This is a genomic window from Calditrichota bacterium (assembly GCA_013151735.1).
Classification (GTDB): domain Bacteria; phylum Zhuqueibacterota; class JdFR-76; order JdFR-76; family BMS3Abin05; genus BMS3Abin05.
In genome coordinates this window covers 1-26,361 of the sequence record JAADHR010000197.1, presented here as the reverse complement: position 1 = coordinate 26,361, position 26,361 = coordinate 1, and the positions used below count along the sequence as shown (strand labels likewise).

The window sequence follows — 26,361 nt, the reverse complement described above, 5'->3', positions numbered from 1 at the left end:
CGCTTTTAAGAGAGCATCCTTTAATTCCTGTGCACGCAGGGCCAGGGGTTTGACAGCGTCCCAGTTTTCCCGGTATTTTTTGTTGCCGTATGTCAGATTCGCCACCATCGACACAAGAGACGCCGCCAGCGCTCCTGCCAGAGCCGCCGTACTGCCGCCTCCGGGCGTCGGGGAATCCATCGACAGCTCATTGGCAAATTCCCAAACCGTCCTTTTTGCCAGAGGCCCGAAGCGCTCCTGAAAACGATATTCAATGACTTTCTGTTTGGGATCAAACGGAGCTAATTCATCCAGCCCCAGGGATTTTACGGCAATGTGGATAATTTCTTCTTCGGGAACACCCCCTGTTTTCCCCTGCTTTTCCAGAAAATACCGCCCGGCCTGCTTCAAAGCATCCAGTGGAATCAACCCGACCAGCTCGCTTCCGGTGACGCGCAGCCCCAACTTTTCGGCCTCTTTCTGGGATTCTTCAAAAACCACATGCGGCGGGGTTATTTTGTAATTGGTCAGATTGTAAGAGACCTGGGCGATTCCGTATTCTTCGATATACCAGCCAACCCCTTTCACGGCCTTTAGCCGTCCGGGAATCTTTACGGCCGTTCCATCGGGATTTCGGATAATTGCCCCGGTTTCATCCCGTTTGGCCCGTCCGGATTCCCGTAAATTCAACGCAATTTCCTGGGCTAATTTCCGATCGCGGGTATTCAAATTGATATTGTACGCAATCAGAAACTCGCGTGCGCCAATTATCGTTGCTCCTGAACGGGGGTTGAATTCGGCCGGCCCGTAATCGGGTTTCCAGTTTGGGTCCTTCAATTTCTCCGGAAGCCCTTCATACTCTCCCTTTCGAATCTCCGCCAGATTTTTCCGCTCCGGGCGGGTAGCCGCCTCTTCGTACAGATAGACGGGAATTTTAAGGCTTTCACCAACCCGTTTCCCCAGTTCATGCGCCAGCTGTACACATTCCTCCATGGTTACGCCCGAAACCGGCACAAACGGAACCACGTCGGCCGCCCCGATGCGGGGATGCTCACCCTTTTGTTTCTGCATATCAATCAGTTCAGATGCTTTTTTAACGGCCCGAAAGGCAGCCTCCACAACCGCTTCCGGCGATCCGATCAATGTGTACACCGTGCGGTTGGTCGCTTTCCCCGGATCGACATCCAGTAACATGGCGCCTTCCGTTGACCGGATGGCTTCGGCAATCGCCTCAATCACGGACGGATCACGTCCTTCACTAAAATTGGGTACGCATTCCACAATCTTCTGCATGCTACCTCCGGTTTTCATTTGGCAGTGCTTTAAGAATGGCCTTTACCAGACGGTGAAATTTTTCTCTGACCTGGTCAGCAACAAGGGTAACCTCCTTGTGCGAAAGGGGTTGGGCCGAAAGGCCGGTTGCCAGATTGGTGATACAGGAAATTCCCAACACCCGCATTCCCCTGTGATTGGCGGCAATGACCTCCGGTATGGTGGACATGGTGGCCGCATCTCCGCCCAACCGCTGAAACATTCGAATTTCCGCCGCTGTTTCGTAGGTGGGGCCGCGGCTCCCGATCAACACCCCTTTTTGTAAATAGATTTTTTCTTCTGCGGCCACTCTTTCCGCAAGTGCCATCAAGTTCGGATCGTACGGATGGGACATATCCGGGAATCGCGGCCCAAATTCCGATTCTGCTTTCCCGATCAGCGGATTCGTAAAAAAAAGATTGATGTGGTCTTCAATCAGCATCAGGTCGCCCGGGCGAAAAAGCGGATTTATTCCACCCGAAGCGTTTGTAACCAACAGGGTTTGAATACCGATTTCACCCATGAGATGGGTTGGAAAAACCACGCGGCGCATCGGGTATCCCTCGTAGAAATGAACGCGCCCCTTCATCGCCAGCACATATTTTCCGGAAATCCTGCCGAAAATCCACTTCCCGGCGTGGCCGCTCACGGTTGAAACCGGATAATGAGGAATCTCCTTCGTCGAAATCTCAATCGTATCCGACAACTCTTCTGCGAAATTTCCCAATCCCGATCCCAGAATGATTCCGATGGATGGAAACTTCGGCACCTGCTTTTCCAAAAAGTTCTTTGCTTCTTCTAACTCTCGTTTGTAATCTGACATTTTTGTTCCGGTAAATCGTTTCTTAAAGTGACGAAAAAGAGCCTGACTCCATTCACCCCGATGCCTCCAGAGATAATGCATGAGCACGTGTGTGTCGCCCTTTGCGCTTTCTTTCATGTTTCCTCGAACACCTCCCGGGGGCGGCTTCCTCGGATTTTTAAATGATCATTCCTGCGATGGTCGCCGTCAGCCAGGATGCCAGTGCCCCGCCGAACATGGCCCGCAATCCCAGCTTGGCCAAATCTCCCCGTCTGTTGGGAGCAATTCCGCCGATCCCCCCAATTTGGATGGCAATGGAGCTGAAGTTTGCAAAGCCGCACAGGGCATACGTGGCAATAATGACCGTCCGCGGGGAAAGCTGGCTTTTGATGGCCCCCAGTTCCACGTAGGCTACAAATTCGTTGATTGAAATCTTGGTTCCCAATAAATTTCCAAACTCAACCAGATCTTTTGGGGGAACACCCATAAAAAATGAAATGGGCATGAAGATGTAGCCGAAGATTTCTTTCAGACTGGTGTGCAAAAAACTCAGTCCGTAGTTGATCATGGCGATGAGGGCGATAAATGCCAGAAGCATGGCCCCCACGTTCAAGGCCAACCGCAGACCCTCGGCTGCTCCCTGGGCCGCGGCATCGATCACATTTTCCGTATTCTTTTCTACGTTGACCTTAACCATGTCCGCAGTTTGGGGCACTTTCGTTTCTGGGTAAATGATTTTTGCCATCACCAGCGCTGCCGGCGCCGACATGACGCTGGCCGCCATGAGGTGCCCCGCATCGATTCCGAAACGCACGTACGCCGCCATAATTCCCCCTGCAACCGTCGCAAAACCACCCACCATAATGGCCATTAATTCAGACATGGTCATGCTTGACACATAGGGTTTAACTACCAGTGGTGCTTCGGTTTGACCCACAAAAATATTGGAAGCCGCCGAAAGCGATTCCGCACCGCTTACCTTCATGGCTTTTGTCATAATCCAGGCCATAGCCGCTACAAATTTTTGCATGATTCCCCAGTGATAAAGAATGGACATCAAAGAGGCAAAGAAAATGATCGTGGGCAGCACGTGGATCGCGAAAATGGTTCCCACATTTACAAAATGCCCCGTGCTGGCATCCATTAATTGAAAGGGGCCTCCACCCCCCACTTCACGCGCAATGTCTGGTGTGGCCCGATAAAGATTTCCAAACAAGAACACCGAACCGAAATCCGTAAAACTCAATAGTTTATCAATGATAATCCGGGAATAATCAAACAGAAGCAAACCGGGCTTTGTTTTTAAGATAATCAGGGCAAAAACAATTTGCATGCCAATGCCCACCCAGACCGTTCGAAACCTGATTTTCTTCCGATTATTGGACATTAACCAGGCAATGCCCAATAGGACAAAAATTCCGACAAAACTGATTAATCGTTCAACCATAGAGCCGTCTCCATTCAATCGAGTGATTACTTATGGGGTGGAACAAAGCACTTCCGACATCTGGCCTCGTAAACATCCTGCCCGCCGACCACCACCCGGGCTTCATCTTTGGTTAACCGCTGGGTCCGACTGGCCGGATTTCCACACACCATGCAAATGGCCAATGTCTTCGTAATGTATTCTGCAACTGCCAACAGCTGAGGAATCGGTTCAAAGGGTTCTCCCCGGTAATCCAGATCCAATCCGGCCACAATCACCCGCTTTCCGCTGTCCGCCAGGTCCTGGCATAACGGGATCAGGTCCATTCCAAAAAACTGTGCCTCGTCAATACCAATGACCTCTGCTTCTGCCGCATATTTGCGAATCTCGGTCACCGTTTCCACAGACACGGAAGGCAATTGCTGCTCACTGTGGGAAACAATGTGATCATTGCTGTAGCGCGTATCAATTTTTGGCTTAAAAATGGCCACCTTTTGCCTGGCAATTTGGGCCCGTCTCAACCGCCGGATCAGTTCTTCCGTTTTTCCACTGTACATTGGACCGCAAATTACTTCAATCCATCCGATATTTCGATCACGAAAAATATTCATTTACTCTCCCTTGTTTTCCCGTAGGATTCGTGCGGCAACCTCCGGTGCAACCGGATTAATGGGAATGCCCGAACCCAATTCAAAACTACTTCTGTTTCGCAAACGCGGCACAATCTCAAAATGCCAATGAAAATCGTGTTTAAGAGTCTTCCAGTATCCCCGTTTTGCCGAAGCGGCAATATTGGGTCCGTTATGCAGGGTAATCAAATAGGAAGGATCATTTAGCAGATTTTTCATCTTTGACATGACTGTAATGAAAATTTCGGCCAGTGCCGGGAGCCCGGTATTCATTTCAAAAAAGGTCTCGTGGCGTTGGGGGAGAATCCAGGTTTCGAAGGGCCGTCCTGCCGCAAACGGTTCAAAAACCAAAAAGTTGCCATCATTCAAGACCACGCGTGACTCTCGCCGAATTTCTTCATCAACGATATCGCAAAAGACACAGCGTTCTTTGTAACTGTAATATTCTTTTGCATTAAGCAATTCGTCACGGATTCGGCGGGGGGTAATGGGTGTCGCCAAGATTTGAGAATAGGCGTGCCTTAGTGTATTTCCGGTCGCTTCGCCATAATTTTTATGAACCAGAACATAGCGGAACCGGGGATCCTGTTTCAACTCCTTTATTCTGAGCTGCATGGTTTTCAGGATGTCCGTCATGTGCTCAGGTGAAAATTCCGGAATATTAATGGAATGATGCGGATGTTCAATCAGGATTTCGTGGGCGCCAATGCCGTTTAAAACATCGTAGATTCCCGCAGCCCGATTATCAATATCTCCGTGTTTTTGGAGGATGGGGGTTCGATCCGGAATCACACGAATGCGCCATCCCGGAGAATTGGGGCTGGAATCGGTTTGACGGATCGCAAAGATCTCCGGGGGCGTCAGGCTTTCGTTTCCTTCGCAAAAGGGGCAGGTTTCACTGGGCTGGTTAGTCACTGCGTGAGGAACGGATAATAAATCCGTTATCTTAACCTCTTCTCCCGTCAGAACAATCGTCCAGCGGCCGCTCACCGGGTCTCGCCGTAATTCATTCATAAAAAAGCCTTTAATTTACACGGTCATTAACAAAAATGTGCCATCCCGGAAAACAGAGATGGCACGTTCTCCCTGAGATCAATTGGACAAACGTTTCAAATCTTGAATCGCAAGATGGCGCCAATTCCTCCGATATTATCCAGTTCCTGAGACTCCGCAACATGTTCGATCTGACAATTCTGAATAATTGCCGATTCCACCGCTTCCTCCAAAATGTCGGGCGTCGGGGTCATGGACACTTTATCGTGTGGGCATTCGGATTCTTCGATACTCATATAGCCGCATTTTGGGCAAATAAATCCCGGTACAGACAAGTCATCTTTTACTACCAACACATTCACCTGTCCCTGCCAGATCGCTCTAAGCGTGTCTTCCAGCCCCATGACTCCCAGACCATTTGAATTCGCTTCATCCAGCAAATGCTGAATCAAGCGGGCCTCTTCTTCGCGTTCCATTTGTCGCGCCACATCCTGGGTTTTCAGAAGAGCCTCATGAAGCGACGTATCCGGATCCAAATCAATGCGGCCCACAATACGCTCCCGCAGGTAGGTATGCAGGTGTTTTTCGAACGCTGAAATGCTCTCCTTTTTCCCCCCGATAATGAGCCAGTCAAATCGTTTCCGTTTAAAGAACGCCAGCGTTGCGTCCGCCACGCCTTTGAAATGGCGATGAATTTTATCCTCAATGTTTCTCTCAATTCTCCGCTCTTCAAGTCCGTACCAACCCGCGATTCGCACCTTACCGGGAACCTGGCTGAAAATTTCCGTATGCTCGGTGATTTCCCCCAAATAGACCTCAAAAATACGGGCTTTGTCCCGGCTGACCACAACCGTGCAATAGCGTTTATATTCATCCAGAAGGGCCGTCAGGGGACGCACATAGGGCTCGCTGTTAATCAGGAGCCGGCTTTTAACGGGTTGGGGAAGATGATAGATCTGCCAAAAATTCCTTTTTGATGCCGAAAAAATAACCAGACCGCGGACGCCCCTCCCGGAAAATTCCTGCTCCACATAATTTTGCATTTTTTTAAAATCATCTTCAAGGGAGGCTTTTATTTCAGAACTGACATCCGTATTTTTTATATCCTGCCGTCGCTGTTTGATGAGGTCTTTCAGCTGAATAACATATTCCTTTTTGGAAAATCGTTTTTCATTCACATTCAAATACAAACTGCTCATAAGAAAAGGATCGGCCTTGAACGACAACAACTCTTCCACTTGCTCTATCGTAATCATGATTCTCACTCCTTTCCTGATTATCCGACTGAACAGTCTCTTTGAATCGAGCATCCCCAATTTTTATTTACATCCTTTGCAACGGCAAAGTTTCAGACGCATTACATTTTAACATTTTTTGGAGAAAGAATCAACAGAAAAGTTCAATCGGCGTTTCATGAAAAAGGGGGACGGACCCCGCCACGTACCGACAGACTACCCCGGCTCTTTCAGCCGGGATTTAATATTCTTACCGACCATTTTCATCGGTTTTTGATGAAGCGGAAGATATCCGTTCTGCTTTTGGTCATCCGTGGGAAACGTGCTTTCGGGGGGTTTGTCAGAGATACACCAGACCGGTCCGAAGGACTTTTCCTTCAGGAACAAAATCGTATCCACAATTTCCCGGGTCAGGGTAATTTCAGATTGAAGGATTTCTGCAGGATCGGTGCTTTGGAGCCGATCGATTCTCTCGATGGTTGCCAGATATTCCATCCGCCGGAAGGATTTAAAGGGAGTCGGATCCCCCTTAACCGTGGCCAGAAAGACCTCTTCAAAATAGGGGGCAACAACCGGCACAGGCCGGCGTTGCAAAAGGAACGCCGTGCGATTTAAAAATTCCTGAAAAGAAGCAATTTTTTTCTGGACAAGCTGCTCAACGATATCTTCAAAACTCCACACCCCGGCGAGAATCACTAAACAGATAAAGGCCAGATAATCCTGATTATCCTCCGTTAAAAAATGGTACGCCGGTTCGTTAAAGGTTTTGTAAATGAGGAGAAAATGGTCTTCCTGCCACGGTTTGTCCAGCGCTTTTTGGATGAGCTTTTTCACGCCCTCCATCCGGGCCTGATCAATAACCGAGTCATTCCGTCCGCGGGCCCCGATCAGGGTTTTGTCCATGTCCACCAGAACAGCCGTCTTCCGGTCCCAGCGAAAGCCGAGGGTTTCAATATGGGCAAAAAATTCAGGAATCCCTTCCCAGCGATTGGCCAGAAAAAGAGGGGGGTCTGGGGAAAGTGTTCCCGTTTCGGAAGGAACGTCCTTTCCGATAAAGCCAAAGACTAACCGGCCGCTGAGCCGCTGTAAATTCCGAACGACCGCACCGTCATTTCCAGGCGTATCTCCAAAGAAAAGAATCTGCCGGGGTAAATTCGGATCATGGTACTTCAAATATTCAAGAATGATTCTGGCGTACTCCGGCGAAGCCTTTCTTGGAGGAAAAGGTTGCCGCCAGTCCACTTTTTTGCGAATCTGGCTGAAGGGGGGAACGCGTGGGGATACCGGATTCAGATCCCTGTAAAGAATGTTCTCCCCAAGAATATCCTGAATGGATGTTTTTCCCGAATAGGTGTATAATTCCACTGGCACGTCTTTTCACCCAATTACGCAGTAAATCACTTTTACATAAAAAGGGCGTTGACCGGGAAATCCCGCCAACGCCCCATCTAAAAATTGACTATTCCTCAAATTTATTCGTCGGTCTTCTCTTCCTTCTCTCCGGAAGATGTGTTCTCGTCTTCCGATTTTTCACTCTCGGCAGAGTCCTCAGTCTGGGTCTCTTCGGAGGTTTTTTCCTCTTCTTCTTCCTCTTCTTCCTCTTCCTTTCTTTCCAAAAGATTCTCGTCATCCTGATGTTTGCGCATGACCAAGTACATCAGGGTAAGGCCGGAATTGCCGATTGCTGCGGCGTACGAAACAACCAATCCTCCCACAGCCAGCATGGAAATGGCAAAAATCCATGCGGAAATTTCCATAACCACCGGAACATCTTTTGGCACGAAATCACGGGCAAAATAGAAATAGCGGGAGAAATCGCCAAAGGCGTACTGAATCCAATTGAGGGTTGGATACACCCAGCTTTGGACCAACGCCATTCCATTGTTCATTAAGTCCAGGAATTTGTGGCCCATTCCGACAACAAAGAGGAAATTAAAAATCAGGAAGGCTTCTTTTACCGCCCAGGCCAGAATGACAAACCCCAGAACTTCCACCACAAAAACAACAAATCCATACCCAATAATCCGCCAGGGCTGGCCGGTGGAAATGGAGAACGATTGAAAAACGGCTTCAAACGCATCCTCATTAGTCGTTGCGATAATTGAAGGAACAAAAAACAAAGCCACAATGAGAACCAAAATCAGGAAAAAAACAAACAGGGCTGAGCTCATGTAGAACAGGGTCATCAAGGCCGTTCCGAGCTCTCCCACATACGGAATGCGCCCCAGCAGTCCCATTATAATAGCCCCAATTGCAAAGAATAAAACAATTCCAATAATCGCCGTGGGTGCAGCCACCGTGGATCCCCATCGCTTCAGGGAAAATCCAAACGCCTCTTTCCAGGTGTAAAAGGTTTCGCCTTTCAGATTCATGTAAACGGCCCGGGAGACGGCGGTGTTGGTGAGAAGAATAATGGCGACAAGCAGAAGAACGCCCACCCAGAAAAGAACCCAGCTGTACCAGGGGCCGCCCAGTCCGAAGAGGCAGGGAAACAATCCGAAGCGTTCCCACATCGGAACAAAACCCTTTCCGGACGCCAAAAAGCTGACATACGTAAAAACATCGTACAGCAGGAAGCCAATGACCAACCCAACAAAATTAATCCACACGCGCTGGATACTGAACGCCAGTCGTGCCGACCGGAACAAATCCTTGAAGTTAAAGTGAAGCTTAACCATTTTTCCTCCTTCGTTTTTAATCAGCCGTCCATTATCTGGTTAATCACCATTCATAATCGTTTCCTCAAAGTAACCAATTGATTTTCGTAGTGTTAGATTTTACGAAAAATTTGGCATTTTGTCAAGTAAAATTTTGAAGGAATGCTTATTCTTTTCAGTTGCTTTTTGGCACGTTTTCTATTATTTTTTAAGAAATTGAAACCGGTGTCTCTACAGACAACGGCAGACCGTAATGAATCAACACGCGAAAAACCAAGGCATGTTTAAAAACCCAAAATTTCTAAACTACTTGTTATTATTTGTCTTGTTCGGATTTTTTCTTCAATGGGTACCGTCTTCTTCGTTTGTACATGCCCAAAAGGTTTCTTCCAAAATACAGCAAAAAAAGCTGCATTCCATTCGAAAGGAAATCCAGAAATACCGCAAAAAGTACCAATCTTCCAAAAAAAAGGAGACCTCCGTTCTTGAACAGTTGGCACGGACCGAGAGGGAAATGGATCTCATTCGCTCACTTCTGCGAAAACTCTCCGTGGAAGAGATGAAGCAGCGAAATCAAATCTTCTTGCAGAATAAGCGTCTATTGAAACTGACATCGAATTACCAGATTTTAAAAAACGATTATGCCCGCCGGGCCGTTCGGTATTACAAAGAAGGTCCGCTTCTGGATTTGGAAATTCTTCTTTCGGCGAAATCCATTAATCAAGCCTTGGTCTGGTTAAAGTACCGAAAACGCATTATGGACGCCGACCGGCGGCGGATTGAGACACTCAAAAGACAAAAGGAAGAAATCGCCGTTCAAACGGATCTGTTGCGAAAAAGCTGGGAACGGCAGAAGGCGCTCATCGCCGAAAAGAAAAAGGAACAGCGCAACCTCTCTATTCAGCGGACCCGGCGAAAAAAATTACTGAGTCGGATCAGAAATAACAAAAAGATCTATGCTCAAAAACTCAAGGAATACCAGGAAGCCGAAGCAGCCATCAAATCGCTTATTCGGTCAAAAGAAAAAACACGAACGGCAACAGCCACCCGGCGAGGCGAAGTCAGCCACTTTGCTGCCCTTAAGGGCAAACTTCCCTGGCCAACAAAAGGGAAAATAATCAATCATTACGGACGTGTGCGAAACAAAAAGCTCCACACCATCCAGGAGAACATCGGCATCGATATTCGGGCCCCCTTCGGAACGCCTGTGCGCTCTGCTGCCGACGGCATCGTAACGGCGATTACGTGGCAGCGCGGCAGAGGGAACATCCTGATTATCGATCACTACGGCGGTTACTACACCGTTTATGCGCACCTCTCTGAAATTGATGTGGTTCCCGGACAAAAGGTGCATCAGGGAGAGGAAATTGGCCGGGTCGGAAATTCCGGATCTCTTTCGGGGGCCATGCTTCATTTCGAAATCTGGAAAAATACAAAGATCATTAATCCTGAAATCTGGTTAAAAAGGAGAGGTTAAAAGGGACGGCTATGGGTTTTGAACGAGTCATCGGGCAGGAGAATGTCAAGAAAATGCTGCGCAAAATTCTGGCCAGCGGGCGGATATCCCAATCGTACATTTTCCACGGACCGGAAGGCGTTGGGAAAGATGCCATGGCTATCGAATTTGCCAAGGCCATAAACTGCCTCGACGAAACAACCATTCCGTGCGATACCTGCCCCAATTGCCGACAGTTCGGCGCCCTTACGCACCCGGATTTCCGTCTGGTCTACCCCACGTCATCCAAGGAGCAGGAGAAGGATTTCTCTCAAAAATTACGGAAAAAAGCAAAGGATCCGTACGTTCCGCTGGCCAAAAGCAGCCTGGCCAAAATCCTCATCGACAATACCCGGGATTTAAAGCGGTTTGTGTCGCTCAAAATCTACAATGCCCACTATCGGGTCATTCTTATATCTGAAGCCGATCGCATGACCGAACAGGCAGCCAATTCTATTCTAAAACTGCTGGAAGAGCCCCCTGAAAAGACCGTTCTTATTTTGACCACATCCAAGCTCAACCAGCTCCTGCCAACCATCGTTTCACGCTGCCAGGTCATTCCATTTTCTCCGCTGCGGCCCGCCGACATCCAGGCAGAATTGCTTCGAAGGGGAACAGACGAGACACGTGCGGCCGTGGTTTCCCGGCTGGCTCAGGGGAATTTCCGCAAAGCCATGATTTTCCTCCAGGAAGATTACCAGGCCCTTCGGGATCTGGCGCTTCAATCCCTGATCATTGCAGCGTCTTCCGATGATCTGGAACGCTTTTCCTTTGTCGAGAAACTGGCTTCCGGTAAAAATAAATCCCTGATAAAAGACTTTTTTGCCCTTTCCCTTCTGTGGCTTCGGGACACACTCATTTTTCACGAGCTCCGGTTTGATCATCCCGACTGGCATGCCGTGCTGACCAATTTCGACCGCCTGGACGATGTTCAAAAATTGGCCATTTTACTGGAGGATCGTGACATTGAAGATGCTATTTCCGAACTGGAAAAACTTATTGATTTAATTGATAAAAATATTTATATTAATCTAATTTTAATTGATTTTATGCTGTTATTTAAAAGACAGCTGATTTGAGCCCCCTGGTGATTTTGGAAAATCGCTTCTGAGGGTTTTTTCTCAATTTTCAACCACCAATCGTACTCAATGTGCAAGAAATTGGGTTGAATGAGGTCTGATTGATAAAAAAATTAACATAGATATTACTCTAAATTGTAAAAAGGTGACCGTGGTTTTTCGCTCTGTCTCCGGCGGTATTGCCAACAGGGATTTATTTTCTTGACGGCCATTGTCGAAAAAGGATTCGGTTTTAATTCCGGAAATCAACTGAAATAACTTTTTACAATTTTCATTATGTGATTTTTCTTTCGTGTTCTTTTTCAACACACATAGAAGAGACCTCATCCCCACCCAATTTTGAGCAAGCGCGACGGACATCCACTCTTACGAGTATATGAGCGAGGTATCTATAAATGAGTCAAATTCTGGAAATTGGGTTCAAGGGGAATCGAAAAGAATATTTCAGTAACCCTCTTCAATTTCCCTTTCGCGTCGGCGATTATGCCATTGTGGAAGCCGATCGGGGTGAAGACCTGGGCATTATTCTCCAGGTTGGAATTTTGGCCTCTCTGAAAGGCATCCAGGACGAATCCAACCTGAGAAAGATTTTACGGAAGCCAAACGAAAAAGATCTGCGGCGTTACGAAGAGAACCGCGCACTCGAACGGGATGCCTTCGACATGTGCAAAGTGAAAATCACGGCGCACCACCTCCAAATGAAGCTGGTAGACGTGGAATACCAATTTGATCGCAATAAATTAACCTTTTATTTTACTGCAGATAAACGTGTCGACTTTCGTGAACTGGTCAAGGACCTTGCCTCAATTTATCGGACGCGTATTGAACTTCGGCAAATTGGTGTTCGCGATGAAGCCAGACGATTGGGCGGATACGGACCTTGCGGCCGCCAGCTCTGCTGTACCAGTTTTTTGCACGAATTTGATCCGATCACCACGCAACACGCCAAGGAACAGAATTTACCGCTCAATCCTACAAAACTATCCGGGGTTTGTGGCCGGCTGAAATGTTGTTTACGTTTTGAGCGCGATTTCTACCAGAAAGCCAACCAGCGTTTCCCGGACGTGGGCAGTACCATTAAAACACCCGATGGTGTTGGAACAGTTGAACGGATTGATATTTTGAAAGAGGAGGTTTACCTGCGAATAAACGGCGAAGGCATCACCCGATACAGTCTGGACGAAATCACAAATCTTATTTTGCAGGGAAAACACGAAAATGTGAAGAAAAATTCCAATCACCATCGGTCACATAAGAATAAAAAAGGTGTTTCATGAGTGAAAAGAAAAAGATTCTAGTAACCAGCGCGCTTCCTTATGCGAACGGCCCCATTCATCTGGGTCATTTGGCCGGAGCCTATTTGCCTGCCGATATTTATGTGCGTTACCAGAAATTAAATAAAAATGATGTTATTTTTATCTGCGGCACCGATGAACACGGCGTGCCCATTACCATTGCCGCCGAAAAACAGGGAACAACGCCTCAGGATGTGGTCGATTACTATCATGAAAACCATAAAATCCATTTTGAAAAATTTGGAATCGATTTTGACAATTTTTCCCGTACCTCTCTTAAGATTCACCATCGGACGGCTCAAGAATTTTTCCTGCGCCTGTACCGGAAAAAATTGCTGGTGACCCACACAACGGAACAATTCTATTGCCCGAAGTGCAAGCGCTTTCTGGCCGATCGCTATGTGGTGGGCACCTGCCCTCACTGCGGAAACCCGGAGGCAAGGGGGGATCAGTGTGAAAAATGCGGCAAATGGTTAGAACCCACCCAGCTGATTGATCCCAAATGTGCCGTGTGCGGAACCACGCCCATCCTGAGGCAGACCACCCACTGGTTCCTGCCGTTGGCGCGCTTCCAGGATCAGATTAAGGCCTGGATCGATTCCAAAACCAGCTGGAAAGACAATGTCAAAAACTTTTGCTACGGCTGGTTCCAGGAAGGGCTGGAGGACCGTGCCGTTACGCGGGACCTGGACTGGGGTGTTCCCGTTCCCCTGAAAAACCACGAGGGCAAGGTTTTGTACGTCTGGTTTGAAGCCCCAATCGGGTACATTTCCGCTACAAAAGAATGGGCTCTTAAAATAGGCCATCCGGATCGGTGGAAAGATTACTGGCTCGATCCCCAAACCAAACTGGTGCATTTCATCGGCAAGGATAACATCGTTTTTCATGCCATTGTCTGGCCGGCTATGCTCATGGGCCGGGGAGATTACATTCTTCCAACGGACATTCCGGCCAATGAATTTCTGAACCTGGAGGGCCGAAAACTTTCCACAAGCAAGAACTATGCGGTCTGGCTGGATGATTATCTGAAAAAATTCCCTCCCGATCCGCTTCGGTACACACTTGCCGCCAATGCGCCTGAATCGAAAGACGCGGACTTTTCGTGGAAGGAATTTCAAAGTCGCAACAACAACGAACTGGCGGATATTCTGGGAAATTTCGTCAACCGAACCCTATCCTTCGTCGATCGGTATTTTAACGGAAAGGTGCCGGTACCGGGGGCTTTTGATTCCCTTGACGCGGAGCTAATTGCCCAACTGGAAAAGGCTCCCACCAAAATCGGTGCCCTTTTTGAAAAATATGAGGTTCGGGCCGCCACCCGCGAATTGATGGAGATATCCCGTTTCGCCAACAAATATTTCAATGATCAGGAGCCCTGGACCACTCGCAGGACGAACCCCGAAAAATGCAAGACTACACTTTATCTTTGCCTGGAACTGAGCCGGGCCCTGGCTATTTTGTGGCACCCCATCCTTCCGTTTTCTTCAGAAAAAATCTGGCGGATGCTCAATTTGCCGGGAACCGTAAAAGACCAGCGATGGGACGATAGTTCAAAATTGACGCTGCGCCCGGGGCACCGTCTGGGCAATGCATCTATTCTTTTCAAAAAGATCGAGGATGCTGTGATTGAGGCCGAATCGGCCCGTCTGGCTGCCATCGCCGCTGGACAGGAACCGACAGCGCCCTCCATGAAAACACCCCGGGAAATCACAAAAAAGACGAGCGAAACACCCAAAAAGGCAGGAAAGGAAAAATTGATGGATAAGCTTTCTATTGACGAATTCAAAAAAATAGATTTGCGGGTCGCAAAGGTTTTGACCGCTGAACCGGTTGAGGGTACCGATCGCCTGGTAAAATTGCAAATTGATCTGGGCACCGAAGTCCGGCAAATTGTGGCCGGAATTGCCAAAGCGTACCCGCCGGAAAGCCTGGTGGGAAAAACCATTATTGTCGTCGCCAATTTGGAGCCTGCCGTTATCCGCGGCGTGGAATCCAACGGAATGTTGTTGGCCGCTTCGTCCGGTGATTACATCTCCGTTCTTACCGTGGATAAAGACATTGAACCCGGCGCCAAAATTAAATAGGATTTTGGATGCTTTTCTCCTCCAATCCTGACAAACGATTACCGGGATGTAAATGTGTTTATCGATACCCATGCTCATTTGAATTTTGAGTCTTTCGACACCGATCGCGACGCGGTAATCCAACGCGCAATGGCTGCGGGGGTGGACAAAATTATTGTTCCCTCTGTTGATGAAAAGAGCAGCCTTTTGGCCATTGAATTAGCCGAACGTTATCCCCAGATTTATGCCGCTGTGGGGATTCATCCGCAAGACGCGCAGGACTACTCAGAAAATCGTATGCACCTATTTTACGACTGGGCGACACATCCAAAAGTGGTCGCAATCGGTGAAATTGGTCTCGATTATTACCGGGATTATAATCCACGAGATCTGCAAATTCAGGTGTTTCGGCGATTTCTTCAATTGGCCAGGGACGTAAATTTACCGGTCATCATTCATAACCGGGAGGCCGATTCGGATAGTTTGGCGATCATTCAAAACAGGGAATTTTCGCCCGTTACAGGAGTTTTTCACTGCTTTTCGAGCGATGTTTCCACAGCTTTTCAGGTTTTGGAAGCGGGATTTATGATTTCATTTACCGGAACGGTTACGTTCAAAAGAGCCGATTCAGCGGACGTACTTCGGGAACTTCCTCTCGCCAGACTTATGATTGAAACCGATTCTCCATTTCTTGCGCCAGTACCCTTCCGGGGAAAACGAAACGAACCCGCCTTTGTTCGATACATTGCGGAAAAATTCAGCGAGGTCAAGCACGTACCCCTTGAAGATATTGCAAAAATCACAACGGAAAACGCCCATCAGCTCTTTCAAAAACTGAAAAATGCCTAAAGGATTCAACGATTTCCCTGCGGCCAAAAAAAGCCTCGGGCAGAATTTTCTGATCGATCCCAACATCGCCCGGAAAATTGTAGAAGCTGTCCCGGCCGAACCCGGAGAAACCGTGTTGGAGATTGGCCCGGGGCGGGGAATATTGACCCAAATTTTGCTGGCCAAAAATTTTCGTGTCGTGGCCGTTGAGTTGGACAATTTTTATGCCGATTATTTAAAAAGAGCCTTCGGCAAGAATCCTAATTTTTCTCTCATTCACGCCGATTTTCTGGCACTGAAGCTTTCACAATTCAGCGGACAGCCAATCCACGTGGTGGGCAACTTGCCTTATGGTATTACAAGTCCGGTTCTTTTTAAATTGATTGAAGAACGCCGGTTTACCCGAAGCGCCACGCTCATGATGCAACGCGAGGTGGCCGAAAGGGTGGTTGGCCGGCCACGGACAAAAAATTACGGGATTTTATCCATCTGGGTTCAAACATTCGCCAATGTGCGGCTCATTTTAAAAGTTCCCTCAACAGTTTTTCGCCCCCGGCCCCGGGTAGAATCCGCTGTGATACACTTGACATGGAAATCGCAAAGGGAACAAATTCCAAAAAATGACGTGTATTTTTTACGATTGATCAAGACCGCTTTTCAACAGCGGCGAAAACTTCTGCGAAACTCACTAAAAACTATTTTTCCGCCTGATATTCAGGAACGCATGGAATTTAATTTCAACAGACGCCCGGAAGAGGTTTCAATAGACGAATGGATACACCTGTCAAACAAGCATCCAAGCACGACGCCATTCTGAATGAAGAGGCTCTGAGAGAAACGATCGACGATTTGCGCGAGCTGGTCGATCAAAAAGCCGATCATTTTATTCTGAATATTCTGCTAAATTTGCACCCGGCAGACATTGCCGAAATTTTACGCTATTTTAATGAAGATGAGCGCCGGTACATCTTTAAACTTCTTCCCAAAGATATCGCCTCGGAAATTCTTACCGAATTGGATCAACCCCTGATTGATGAACTTCTTGAAGACTTAAACCCCAAAGAAATCTCGGAAGTTCTCACCGAAATGGATTCGGATGATGCTACGGATATTATCTCGGAGCTTCCGGAATCCTTGGCCGAAAACGTTCTCTCGAATATTAACAAGGAAGAACAGGAAGAAGTGCGGGAACTGCTGGCTCACCACAGCGAAACGGCCGGTGGAATTATGGCCAAGGAATTTGTGGCAGTGAACCAGGACGATTCTGTGGATGAGGCCATACAGGAAATCCGGGAAAAAGCAGAAGAGGTTGAAGATATCTATAATGTTTATGCCGTCGATAATTTTGGACGCCTTGTGGGCGAAATTCCTCTGAAAAAACTGATCCTTTCAAAGCCGGGGGCCCGCGTGAAGGATGTGATGGACACGGATATTATTTCCGTACACACAGACATGGATCAGGAGGAAGTTGCCCGAATCGTAAAAAAATATGACCTGGTCTCTGTACCGGTTGTCGATTCAGAGGATCGGCTGGTCGGTCGGATCACAATTGACGATGTGGTGGACGTCATTGAAAACGAAGCCTCCGAAGATATGACGATGATGGCCGGTATTACCGAGACCGATATTCCGGAGATGTCACCATTCAAGGTGAGCCGCTCCCGGCTCCCCTGGCTTTTGGTGGCTTTTGGCGGAGAAATTATTTCCGGATATCTGATGAGCCGGTTTCAGGCCTCCATTGCCCAACTGATTTCCGTTGTTTTTTTCGTGCCCCTCATCATGGCCGTCGGAGGAAATGTCGGCAATCAGGCCGCGGTGGTGGTGATTCGTGGATTGGCAACCGGTGAAATTGCTCTGATCGACACCCGAAAACGGCTTTTCCACGAATTCCTGGTAGCCTTTATTAACGGAATTTTTCTGGCTACACTCGTCTTTACAATCTCCAGTCTCTGGCTCCACGATGCAAAATTAGGGGTGATGATCGGCATCTCCATGATCGTGGTCATCGAGAATGCAGCATTTATGGGCGCACTCATCCCCTTCCTGCTCAAAAAAATCGGGATTGATCCGGCTGTGGCCACAAGTCCGTTTATTACCACTTCAAATGATATTTTCGGGCTGCTTATTTACTTCTCGATGGTGACCTTTTTTATTAAATATTTATCCTAATTCAAAAATACAAAAATGTCCATTCTAAAGTCCGAAGCCATTGTTCTGAAAACACACGATTTTCAGGAAACCAGTAAAATTGTTTCCGTTTATTCCAAGGAGTACGGCCGGCTGCAACTCATTGCAAAGGGCGTTCGAAGCCCAAAAAGCAAATTTGGGGCTCTTTTGGATGGATTAAATTATCTGAGAATCCTTTATTATTTTAAGGAAACCCGGGAACTCCAGTTCTTGTCAAATGCCGAATTGGTCAAAGTCTTTTCACATTTAAGAGATGATCTGGACCGGTTTTCATATGCGAGCATCATTGCCGAAATTATTTATCGCACACAGCTGCTGGGCGAACGAAATCTGCGTCTTTTCCACACCATCATTTCCTCTTTTGAAGGGATTAACGCCAGTGAAAATTACCGAAATTACTTTGAAGCATTTTTGATGCGTTTTATTGAAATCAGTGGATTTCACCCAAAATTAAGACGATGTTTAAATTGCGGACAGCCTCCCCGCGGGGCCCGCGTGTACTTTGATTTTGACCGGGGCGGCTACCTTTGCGAAAAATGCTCGGTCAATCAATCGTCACAATTTTATTTATCTCTGGAAGGATTAAACTTTCTTTTGGCTCTGAGAGATTATTCGTGGCAAAATATCGGAATAATTACCGTTTCGGAACAAATATTATTAGAAATTGAACGTTTTTTATTATATTATTTAAAAATACATTTTGAAGGATTAACCACCCTTCGCGCAGTTAATTTTTTACGATCAGTACACTAAATGTTCGGAGGTCAGACCTGAATGGCAAAATCAAGCGGCAACATGATGGACAAACTTGTCTCCCTGAGTAAACGACGCGGTATTATTTTTCAATCCAGTGAAATCTACGGTGGAATTAATAGCTGCTGGGATTACGGACCGGTTGGAGTGGAATTAAAGCGGAATATTAAAGAATTCTGGTGGCGTTCAATGGTGTTTTGGAGAAATGACGTGGAAGGGATTGACGCCAGCATTATCATGCACCCCACGGTTTGGAAGGCATCCGGACACGTTGAGAATTTTACAGACCCGATGGTTGACTGCAAGAAATGCAAGCGACGTTTCCGCGCCGACGAAATTAAGGGTGATAAATGCCCCGTCTGCGGCGGGGAGCTCACGGAAGCGCGTCAGTTTAATTTGATGTTTAAAACCTTTATGGGACCCGTTGAAGACGAAACAAATACCATTTATCTTCGGCCCGAAACCGCCCAGGGAATTTATGTTAATTTCCTGAATGTGCAGAAGGCAGCCCGAAAAAAAATTCCTTTTGGAATTGCCCAAATCGGAAAAGCCTTTCGAAATGAAATCACTCCGGGCAACTTCATTTTTCGAACGCGTGAATTTGAACAGATGGAAATGCAGTATTTTGTCAAACCCGGAACCGACGAAGAATTTTTTGAAAAATGGAAGGCCGCCCGAATGGCCTGGTATGGTGAACTGGGAATTCGCCCGGAAAAACTTCGGTTTCACCAGCACGGCCCCGATGAGCTGGCGCATTACGCAAAAGCCGCCTTCGATATCGAATATGAATTCCCCTTCGGGTGGAAAGAATTGGAAGGCATTCACAATCGCACGGACTTTGATTTAAGTCGGCACCAGGAATTCTCCGGCAAAGACCTGCGCTATTTTGATGATCAGACCCACGAGCGGTATATTCCTTATGTCATTGAAACCTCAGCCGGTGTTGACCGCACCTTACTAACCGTTCTTTCCGACGCCTATCGGGAAGAGGAGGTCAATGGAGATACCCGGGTGGTTCTGAAACTGAATCCCAAAATTGCTCCTATAAAAATCGCGGTTTTCCCCCTCATCAAAAAAGAAGGAATGCCGGAAATTGCCCAAAGAATTCAGGCAGATCTACAGAAAAAATACAAGACCTTTTACGATATAAGCGGGGCCATCGGTCGCCGCTACCGCCGTCAAGATGAAATTGGAACCCCCTATTGCGTAACAGTCGATTCTCAGACACTGGAAGACCAAACCGTTACCATTCGCCACCGAGACACGATGAAACAGGAACGAGTTGCTTCGGCACAGCTGTTGACCTATTTTTCCGATAAATTAGAGATATAAATAAAATAAAAAAGCCTGCCGATAGGATTACGGGGCAGGCTTTTCATATGTCATCAAACCTGATGATCAGGAAATGCTCGCTCGCTCAATTCTTTTTAACAGACGTTTTGCTTTCTTTGCATATACAGAATGCGGATACTTTCGAACAAGTGTGCTCAATTGTTCTTTGGCTTGTTCTTTATCACCCAGTCTCAAATACGATAATCCCAACATGAGCAATGCCGGTTCCCTTTTGTACGTTTTCTGATACGACAATACACTCTCAAATGCGCTTTTGGCTTTCTGATAGTTTTTGAGTGCATAATAACTCTCACCAATCCAATAATGACAATTGCTGGCAAGTGGGTGGTTCGGATTTGTCTGTATTAAAAGAGAAAAATCTTGAATAGCCTTTTTGTATCTGCGTGAATTGAATTCTTTCAGGGCTTCTTTATACGCCTGTCTGAAACCGATGTTCGCGGATGCACGAACTGCCTTCCCTCGTTGAGGTATTGTGTTGGAGCGTGTAAATTGGGCATTTTTCTCCGGAGAATAGGGTTGGCCGCTTGCCACCTGAGTTTGCAGATTCTTTACTTTTGAATCCAATATGGCGATTTTGTCTTTCTTAATATTCAATAAAACCTTAAGTTCATCAATTTGCGCCTGTTTCTGTTTCAGTTTTTGCTCAAGATTATCGATGGTTGATTTCAATTCGACAACTTTGAGATACACATCTTCTTCATTGCCTGCAGATGCCTGCGGATTTTGAACGCGTGTTTTCTGATTGTTCTTTGACACGACTTGTGTACCGGGCGCGGGCAATTTTTTCTTCGGGCGGAATCGCTTTTTCTCCGATTGTTTTAGCCAATAATAGGTCAAGCCGCCCCGGATCACCGCGTAGCCGTCGCGAACGGTCGGTGCATTGTCCAATTCTTTTCCCGTTGTCAGCTTAAAATCTGCCGAAAAAAGTACGGAAACATTCGGAAACGGATAATATTGAATATCAATACCGGGAAAAACGGCTCCGTCATAATAATGTTTGGGGGCAAATGTGGCATTTGTGAAGCGATAGGCAGCCACGCCAAAATGGACGGCCGGCTCGAATTTTGGTGTACGCAGAATTTTGTAAGAAAAAAAGGCCTCTATCGGCGTCAGCGAGGACCAATAATACCCCCCATTATTGCTTTCCAGCTTTCCATAGCTGGCCCGCAAATGGATGGAATACTTGGGACCCAAATTGTAGACGCCGTACAAGCCGTAAACAGCGCTAAAATAGTTGGTGGGCGATCCGCCTTGAATACGCTGAAAACCACTGTCGAAACCAATGCCGTATTTTCTCTGGTTCTCAGCAAAGCTCGTGCTTGCAATCAAAAAACCAATAACCAGAAATAGGATACCTTTGTTCAAGGTTTTCATTTTTAATCCTCCTGAAATTTTATCATAATGAAAGAATCTAAGAAGAAGACAGCAATTTTTATGCCTGAAACGGCCTTGCTGGGGATATCCTTATCGCCGAGATGCTTTAACGGAGTTTGCAATGATTGAACCGACCCCCTCTGGCAGATTCAGCATTTGTGAATGGGTGCTCCCCTGCGCCGCTCTTTTTATAAGGGCTGGGGAAAATGGATACAACTTCTGAAAAGTACCAAGAATTCTTATATCAAACGAAAACTGTTTCTGCGGTTAATAAATTATTTCTTTATGGTGAGGGAACTCAATAATTAAATAAGAAAAAATCTTCCGGATGTCAAATTTAAATTTCATGTCAGATGTTAAACCCTTTTTTCAAGGGGATTTTTTCGTTCACTGATGATACACTTGTATCAAATTTTTCACAAGAAAGGGAGAAAAACATGAAAGCGCATATCTTTTTCCGAATGATTGGCGTTATTCTTTTCCCAATTTTATTAACAGCGACCCTCACATTTTCTCAGAATCTCAGCCATCGATGGGGTGTTGGTTTCACCGGCGGCCCGGTAAAAATGGTGCTCGGTCAAACCGATCTGTCCACAATTGAACCGTGGGCCGGCCTGTCTGTTCGTTATGGATTTTCCGGCCGCTTGGCTGTTGATCTGAATGCATCCTATGGGTGGGTGTATCCGCGAAATTCCGGCGGATCCCAGTTTACCCACATCAGCCATTACCATACGCTACTCATGCCGGTCTGGACACAATTGGTGTACATCCCGTTCCCGGACGAATCTTTTCGCCCGTTTTTTTCAGTTGGGGGAGGAATTCTGGATTGGGAAATCCGGGATATTTCCAATACAACATCACCCCTGGAACGGGGAGAAAGCATTCCCGGGCGGGGAGACATTGTAAATGGCACATTAGTTGCAGGCTTTGGATTGGAAAAAATCTTTTCCGACAAGGTGGGCACGTCCTTATTTTTTAGATTCCACTATATTTTTAAAGGAAATGACGACACCATCGGCTTAAGCTTCGATGGAGGACCCGCCGACGACAATCGGGGAATTGTGGAAGCCGGAATTGAATTTCGATTTTACAACACCGGCTATCGCGATACTGACGGAGATGGAATCGAAGACCGATTGGATGTCGATCCAACGCATCCGGAAGATTTTGATAATTATGAAGACTACGATGGCGAGCCGGATTACGATAACGATGGCGATGGTATCCCGGATAGTCTGGACCGGTGCCCCAATAAGGCAGAGGATTTCGATGGTTTTCAGGATACCGACGGATGCCCCGATTACGACAATGACAAGGACGGCATCCCCGATTCGCTGGACAAAGCAATTAATCAGCCAGAAGATTTCGACGGCTTTCAGGACAAAGACGGCGTCCCTGATCTCGATAATGATCAAGATGGCATCCCCGATGTCCGGGATAAGTGCCCGAACGCCGCGGAAACCATCAACGGCTATCAGGATGACGACGGCTGTCCGGATGAAAAACCCAAACCCATGCTCAAAAAGGGCGGCCGTATTATTCTCAAAGGTGTTCGTTTTCAGAGCGGAAGCGCTTACCTGACACCCGATTCTTATGCTATTTTGGACACGGTCTATGAATCTCTGGCCCAAAACCCCGACGTCGAGGTTGAAATCCGCGGCTACACCGACAGCGTCGGCTCCCGCGCCTTTAACCTGCGGCTTTCCCAAAAGCGGGCAGAAGCCGTTAAACAATATCTTGTGAACCGGGGAATCTCCCCCCGACGCATTCGTGCCATCGGTTATGGCGAGGACGATCCGATTGCAAGCAATGCAACCCAAAGGGGACGTGCACAAAACCGGAGAATTGAATTCATACGCATAAAATAAAGGGCGACCCAGATGGCAGGGGAAGTTTTATTAATCGGCGAAGACAACCCAACCCTTCAAGCCCAATTGAAGGAATTCCTGGAAAAACAAGATTTTATTGTTTTTGCCTATTCGGATCCTCACGACCTGATTGATTTTTTGCATGATCAAGCCGTTGATATTCTGATGCTTTCAACCGGAATTAGCAATGGTAATGGGACAACGGTTCTCCGAAGCATTCGAAATAATGGGATTCCGGTCGATATCATCATGATGTCAGATACCAGTGACACCGAAGAAATTATTCAATGCATGCGGCTCGGAGCATATGATTTTCTCATCCGCCCCTTCCCGAACGAACGCTTGCTGCTTGCCATCAAGAATTGCCTTGAACGAAAACGCCTTATTGTGGAAAACATTGAGCTTCGGAAAAAGGCGGACATTCAGGAAAGTATTGTGGGAGAAAGTCAGGAAATTCAAACGCTTAAAGAGAGCATCGAGCTGGTTGCAAAAACCAACAGTCGCGTTCTGATTTTGGGCGAAAATGGCACCGGAAAGGAATTGGTTGCCCGGGCCATTCATCGGAAAAGCGACCGGGCCAGCGGACCTTTTATCGAAGTAAACTGCGCAGCGATTCCCGCAAATCTCATAGAAAACGAATTATTTGGTCATGTAAAAGGGGCCTTTACCGGCGCCACAAATGAGCATAAAGGAAAGTTTTTGCGGGCAAACGGCGGCACTCTTTTCTTGGACGAAATTGGCGATATGAGCCTCACGGCACAGGCAAAAGTCCTTCATGCAATTGAAGACGGCGTCATCCAGAAAATTGGCTCCACTCAATCCATTCATGTGGACACGCGGATTATCGCAGCCACCAACAAGAAATTGGCTGATGAGATGAAGGCCGGCCGTTTCCGTGAAGACCTCTACTACCGACTCAATGTGGTTACCATTCATACCCCTCCGCTCCGGGCACGCATAAGCGACGTCCCCATTTTGGTGAAACATTTCTTTCGTTTCTTCTCAAGAAAATATTCAATCCCCATAAAAAGCCTTGAATCGGAAGCCATCCATTCTCTCATGCGGTATTCCTGGCCTGGAAATGTGAGAGAACTAAAAAACCTGATCGAGAAACTGGTCATTATGACGTCATCCCAGATCATATCAAAAGAAGAACTTATGACCATCTGGGAGCGTAAAACCAAACTTCCCGATGCCAATGAAAAAGCACTAACCAGCCAAAGATTAAACAGGGGCCTCAAAGAAGCAAAAGAGGCGTTCGAGAAAGACCTTATTAGCAAAACCCTGGAAAAGAATGATTGGAATGTTGCAAAATCAGCACAGGATTTGAAAATTGCCCGGACCTATCTTTACAAGAAAATTCAAATCTATGGTCTCGTGAAGGGTTGATTTCGCAAAAGCTATTCTCCACCCCCGAAAAATCCTGAAAAACATTAAAACCGGCCTCTTGAAAAACCCCCGCAGGTTCTGGTAAAAAAATGGTGTAGCGCTCACTTTCTCCCATGTTTGTCTCTTTTTGCTGACATTTTGGGAGATAATGTTGCAAAAAGATTACACCTCACCCTTTGAGGCATTCAGCTCATTTTGATTGGGGCATATCCTATTCCCTTAATATTATTAATAATAGGCGAACCCGTTTGGCAATTATCCTTTTCTGGCATAAATATTGTTATATAATTATGTAAAGCGCAATGCAAATGAGTTGAGGCCTACTAATGTTGAGAACCAAACCTTTTCATAGAAAGTGGGGAGTTACCGGCCAAATCGCAGATCACCCGCTGGGGGCAACTGATTTACTTTTGTGGATCGATATTATCTACAAAATTATTTTGGTTCATTTGCGATTTAGTATGATCCAGTCCAGTGAAAAATCCCAAAAGCCCTTTTTTAACGAAATTGACCTGCAAAATACGGCTTTTCAATTGACGACGGATTTGCTCAAAAAGGATGCCAAGGGAGAATTTATTTATCTCAAGGATTTTTTTAGGCGATATGCTTCAATTCCTGTAGAAAGAAAAACCTACTTGATGGGAATTATAAAATTGCGGCACATCATTCACGATTTTTTAGGGGGTGAGTAAAGGGGATAAGATCCTCGCATCGTTTCCTACCCACCACGAAAAGCCAACGAGTTCCTCGTTGGCTTTTTTTATTTTCCCGTTAAAACTTGGAAGTAATTAACTTGACATTTTAAAGAAATTTTGCTATCATTAATAGGTTTAAAATTAGACTCTTACTCCCCCGCAATTATGGAAAAAACACAAAAAATGAGGGGAAATCGAAAGTTTCGTGTTGGATCCGTGCAGGGCGGAGAGCCCCAGCAACGATGAATCAGAATCTCTAAATAGAGCGGAGGCTAAAATGGCTGATATTTACAAAAATTTTATTAATGGCGAATGGGTGGGTTCCAAATCGGGTGAAACATTTGAAAACCGTAATCCGGCAAACTGGGATGAAATTGTGGGTATTTTCCCAAAATCCTCAAAAGAGGATGTTGACCTGGCTGTAAAAGCGGCCAAAAAGGCCTTTAATGAATGGCGCCTGGTACCGGCTCCTGTACGAGCCGAAATTATGAAAAAGGCGGGCGACATCATGGTTGAGCGAAAGGAAGAAATCTCGCGCTTGATGACCCGCGAAATGGGAAAGGTGATTGCAGAAACACGCGGAGACACGCAGGAAGGCATTGACACCGCTTATTACGCCTTTGGAGAGGGCCGCCGCCTTTTCGGGCATACCGTTCCCTCCGAATTACCCAATAAATTTAATATGACCATGCGTATTCCGATTGGCGTGGCAGGGGTTATTTCCCCATGGAATTTCCCAATGGCTATTCCCACCTGGAAAATTTTTCCGGCCCTTCTCACTGGCAACACGGTGGTCTTTAAACCTGCCAGTGATCCCCCGGCAACGGCCACCAAATTGGTTGAAATTTTCCTGGATGCAGGTGTCCCGCCACAGGCCATTAACCTGGTCCACGGAACAGGTAATGGAGTCGGCATCCCAATTGTTGAACATCCGGATATCGACCTGATTT

General features: G+C 46.8%; 22 protein-coding genes. 13 read left to right on the top strand and 9 right to left on the bottom strand.

Features of this window, described 5'->3' with window-relative positions; all coding sequences use genetic code 11:
- From ftcD to GXO76_13940, 8 genes are all read right to left on the bottom strand, one after another.
- Positions 1–1,272: glutamate formimidoyltransferase (gene ftcD / locus GXO76_13975; GenBank protein NOY78965.1), on the bottom strand; the 1,272-nt coding region annotated here is incomplete at its 3' end.
- A 1-nt stretch (position 1,273) separates the two neighbouring features.
- Positions 1,274–2,113 carry a purine-nucleoside phosphorylase gene (locus tag GXO76_13970; GenBank protein ID NOY78964.1) on the bottom strand — a complete coding sequence of 280 codons (840 nt, stop codon included), beginning with the start codon at positions 2,111–2,113 and terminating at the stop codon, positions 1,274–1,276.
- Between the two features lie 157 nt (positions 2,114–2,270).
- Complete coding sequence (locus GXO76_13965) at positions 2,271–3,539, bottom strand: NupC/NupG family nucleoside CNT transporter (protein NOY78963.1); 1,269 nt, start codon at positions 3,537–3,539, stop codon at positions 2,271–2,273.
- Between the two features lie 26 nt (positions 3,540–3,565).
- A complete protein-coding gene (locus tag GXO76_13960) occupies positions 3,566–4,129 on the bottom strand; it encodes a thymidine kinase (GenBank protein NOY78962.1) in 564 nt (187 codons plus the stop codon).
- On the bottom strand, positions 4,130–5,161 hold the full coding sequence (locus GXO76_13955) for a DUF4931 domain-containing protein (protein NOY78961.1): 1,032 nt from the start codon (positions 5,159–5,161) through the stop codon (positions 4,130–4,132).
- A gap of 95 nt (positions 5,162–5,256) precedes the next feature.
- The gene (locus GXO76_13950; GenBank protein NOY78960.1) at positions 5,257–6,396 is read right to left on the bottom strand and encodes a hypothetical protein; all 1,140 of its coding nucleotides are present in this window, start codon (positions 6,394–6,396) and stop codon (positions 5,257–5,259) included.
- Positions 6,397–6,591: 195 nt separating this feature from the next.
- The gene (locus tag GXO76_13945; protein ID NOY78959.1) at positions 6,592–7,746 is read right to left on the bottom strand and encodes a hypothetical protein; all 1,155 of its coding nucleotides are present in this window, start codon (positions 7,744–7,746) and stop codon (positions 6,592–6,594) included.
- Between the two features lie 101 nt (positions 7,747–7,847).
- Positions 7,848–9,053, bottom strand: a complete 1,206-nt coding sequence (locus GXO76_13940) for a hypothetical protein (protein NOY78958.1) — start codon at positions 9,051–9,053, stop codon at positions 7,848–7,850.
- A 289-nt stretch (positions 9,054–9,342) separates the two neighbouring features.
- Between GXO76_13940 and GXO76_13935 the strand changes: the two genes are divergently transcribed.
- The 9 genes from GXO76_13935 to GXO76_13895 all read left to right on the top strand — a co-directional run bounded on the left by GXO76_13935 (position 9,343) and on the right by GXO76_13895 (position 20,064).
- Positions 9,343–10,509: a peptidoglycan DD-metalloendopeptidase family protein gene (locus GXO76_13935; GenBank protein NOY78957.1), complete on the top strand. Its 1,167-nt coding sequence runs from the start codon at positions 9,343–9,345 to the stop codon at positions 10,507–10,509.
- Positions 10,510–10,520: 11 nt separating this feature from the next.
- Positions 10,521–11,606: a DNA polymerase III subunit delta' gene (holB, locus tag GXO76_13930; GenBank protein NOY78956.1), complete on the top strand. Its 1,086-nt coding sequence runs from the start codon at positions 10,521–10,523 to the stop codon at positions 11,604–11,606.
- Between the two features lie 395 nt (positions 11,607–12,001).
- Entirely contained in the window at positions 12,002–12,883 is an 882-nt protein-coding gene (locus tag GXO76_13925; GenBank protein ID NOY78955.1) for a stage 0 sporulation family protein, read from the top strand.
- The gene (gene metG / locus GXO76_13920; protein NOY78954.1) at positions 12,880–14,985 is read left to right on the top strand and encodes a methionine--tRNA ligase; all 2,106 of its coding nucleotides are present in this window, start codon (positions 12,880–12,882) and stop codon (positions 14,983–14,985) included. Before GXO76_13925 ends, metG begins: the two co-directional genes overlap by 4 nt.
- Before the next feature lie 54 nt (positions 14,986–15,039).
- Positions 15,040–15,813: a TatD family hydrolase gene (locus GXO76_13915; protein NOY78953.1), complete on the top strand. Its 774-nt coding sequence runs from the start codon at positions 15,040–15,042 to the stop codon at positions 15,811–15,813.
- Positions 15,806–16,609, top strand: a complete 804-nt coding sequence (gene rsmA / locus GXO76_13910; GenBank protein ID NOY78952.1) for a ribosomal RNA small subunit methyltransferase A — start codon at positions 15,806–15,808, stop codon at positions 16,607–16,609. Before GXO76_13915 ends, rsmA begins: the two co-directional genes overlap by 8 nt.
- Positions 16,564–17,961, top strand: coding sequence for a magnesium transporter (gene mgtE, locus GXO76_13905; protein ID NOY78951.1), 1,398 nt, complete (start codon positions 16,564–16,566; stop codon positions 17,959–17,961). The genes rsmA and mgtE overlap by 46 nt, the downstream gene beginning before the upstream one ends.
- 15 nt (positions 17,962–17,976) lie before the next feature.
- Positions 17,977–18,732, top strand: coding sequence for a DNA repair protein RecO (gene recO / locus GXO76_13900; protein NOY78950.1), 756 nt, complete (start codon positions 17,977–17,979; stop codon positions 18,730–18,732).
- Between the two features lie 21 nt (positions 18,733–18,753).
- Positions 18,754–20,064, top strand: coding sequence for a glycine--tRNA ligase (locus tag GXO76_13895; protein NOY78949.1), 1,311 nt, complete (start codon positions 18,754–18,756; stop codon positions 20,062–20,064).
- Positions 20,065–20,130: 66 nt separating this feature from the next.
- Here GXO76_13895 and ybgF read toward each other — a convergent pair whose 3' ends face one another.
- On the bottom strand, positions 20,131–21,459 hold the full coding sequence (gene ybgF, locus GXO76_13890; GenBank protein NOY78948.1) for a tol-pal system protein YbgF: 1,329 nt from the start codon (positions 21,457–21,459) through the stop codon (positions 20,131–20,133).
- Positions 21,460–21,896: 437 nt separating this feature from the next.
- Between ybgF and GXO76_13885 the strand changes: the two genes are divergently transcribed.
- The 4 genes from GXO76_13885 to GXO76_13870 form a co-directional block, all read left to right on the top strand.
- Positions 21,897–23,327, top strand: a complete 1,431-nt coding sequence (locus GXO76_13885; GenBank protein NOY78947.1) for an OmpA family protein — start codon at positions 21,897–21,899, stop codon at positions 23,325–23,327.
- 12 nt (positions 23,328–23,339) lie between these two features.
- The gene (locus tag GXO76_13880) at positions 23,340–24,716 is read left to right on the top strand and encodes a sigma-54-dependent Fis family transcriptional regulator (GenBank protein NOY78946.1); all 1,377 of its coding nucleotides are present in this window, start codon (positions 23,340–23,342) and stop codon (positions 24,714–24,716) included.
- Between the two features lie 326 nt (positions 24,717–25,042).
- On the top strand, positions 25,043–25,408 hold the full coding sequence (locus GXO76_13875) for a hypothetical protein (GenBank protein NOY78945.1): 366 nt from the start codon (positions 25,043–25,045) through the stop codon (positions 25,406–25,408).
- 280 nt (positions 25,409–25,688) lie between these two features.
- On the top strand, positions 25,689–26,361 hold a 673-nt coding region (locus tag GXO76_13870), incomplete at its 3' end, for an aldehyde dehydrogenase family protein (protein ID NOY78944.1).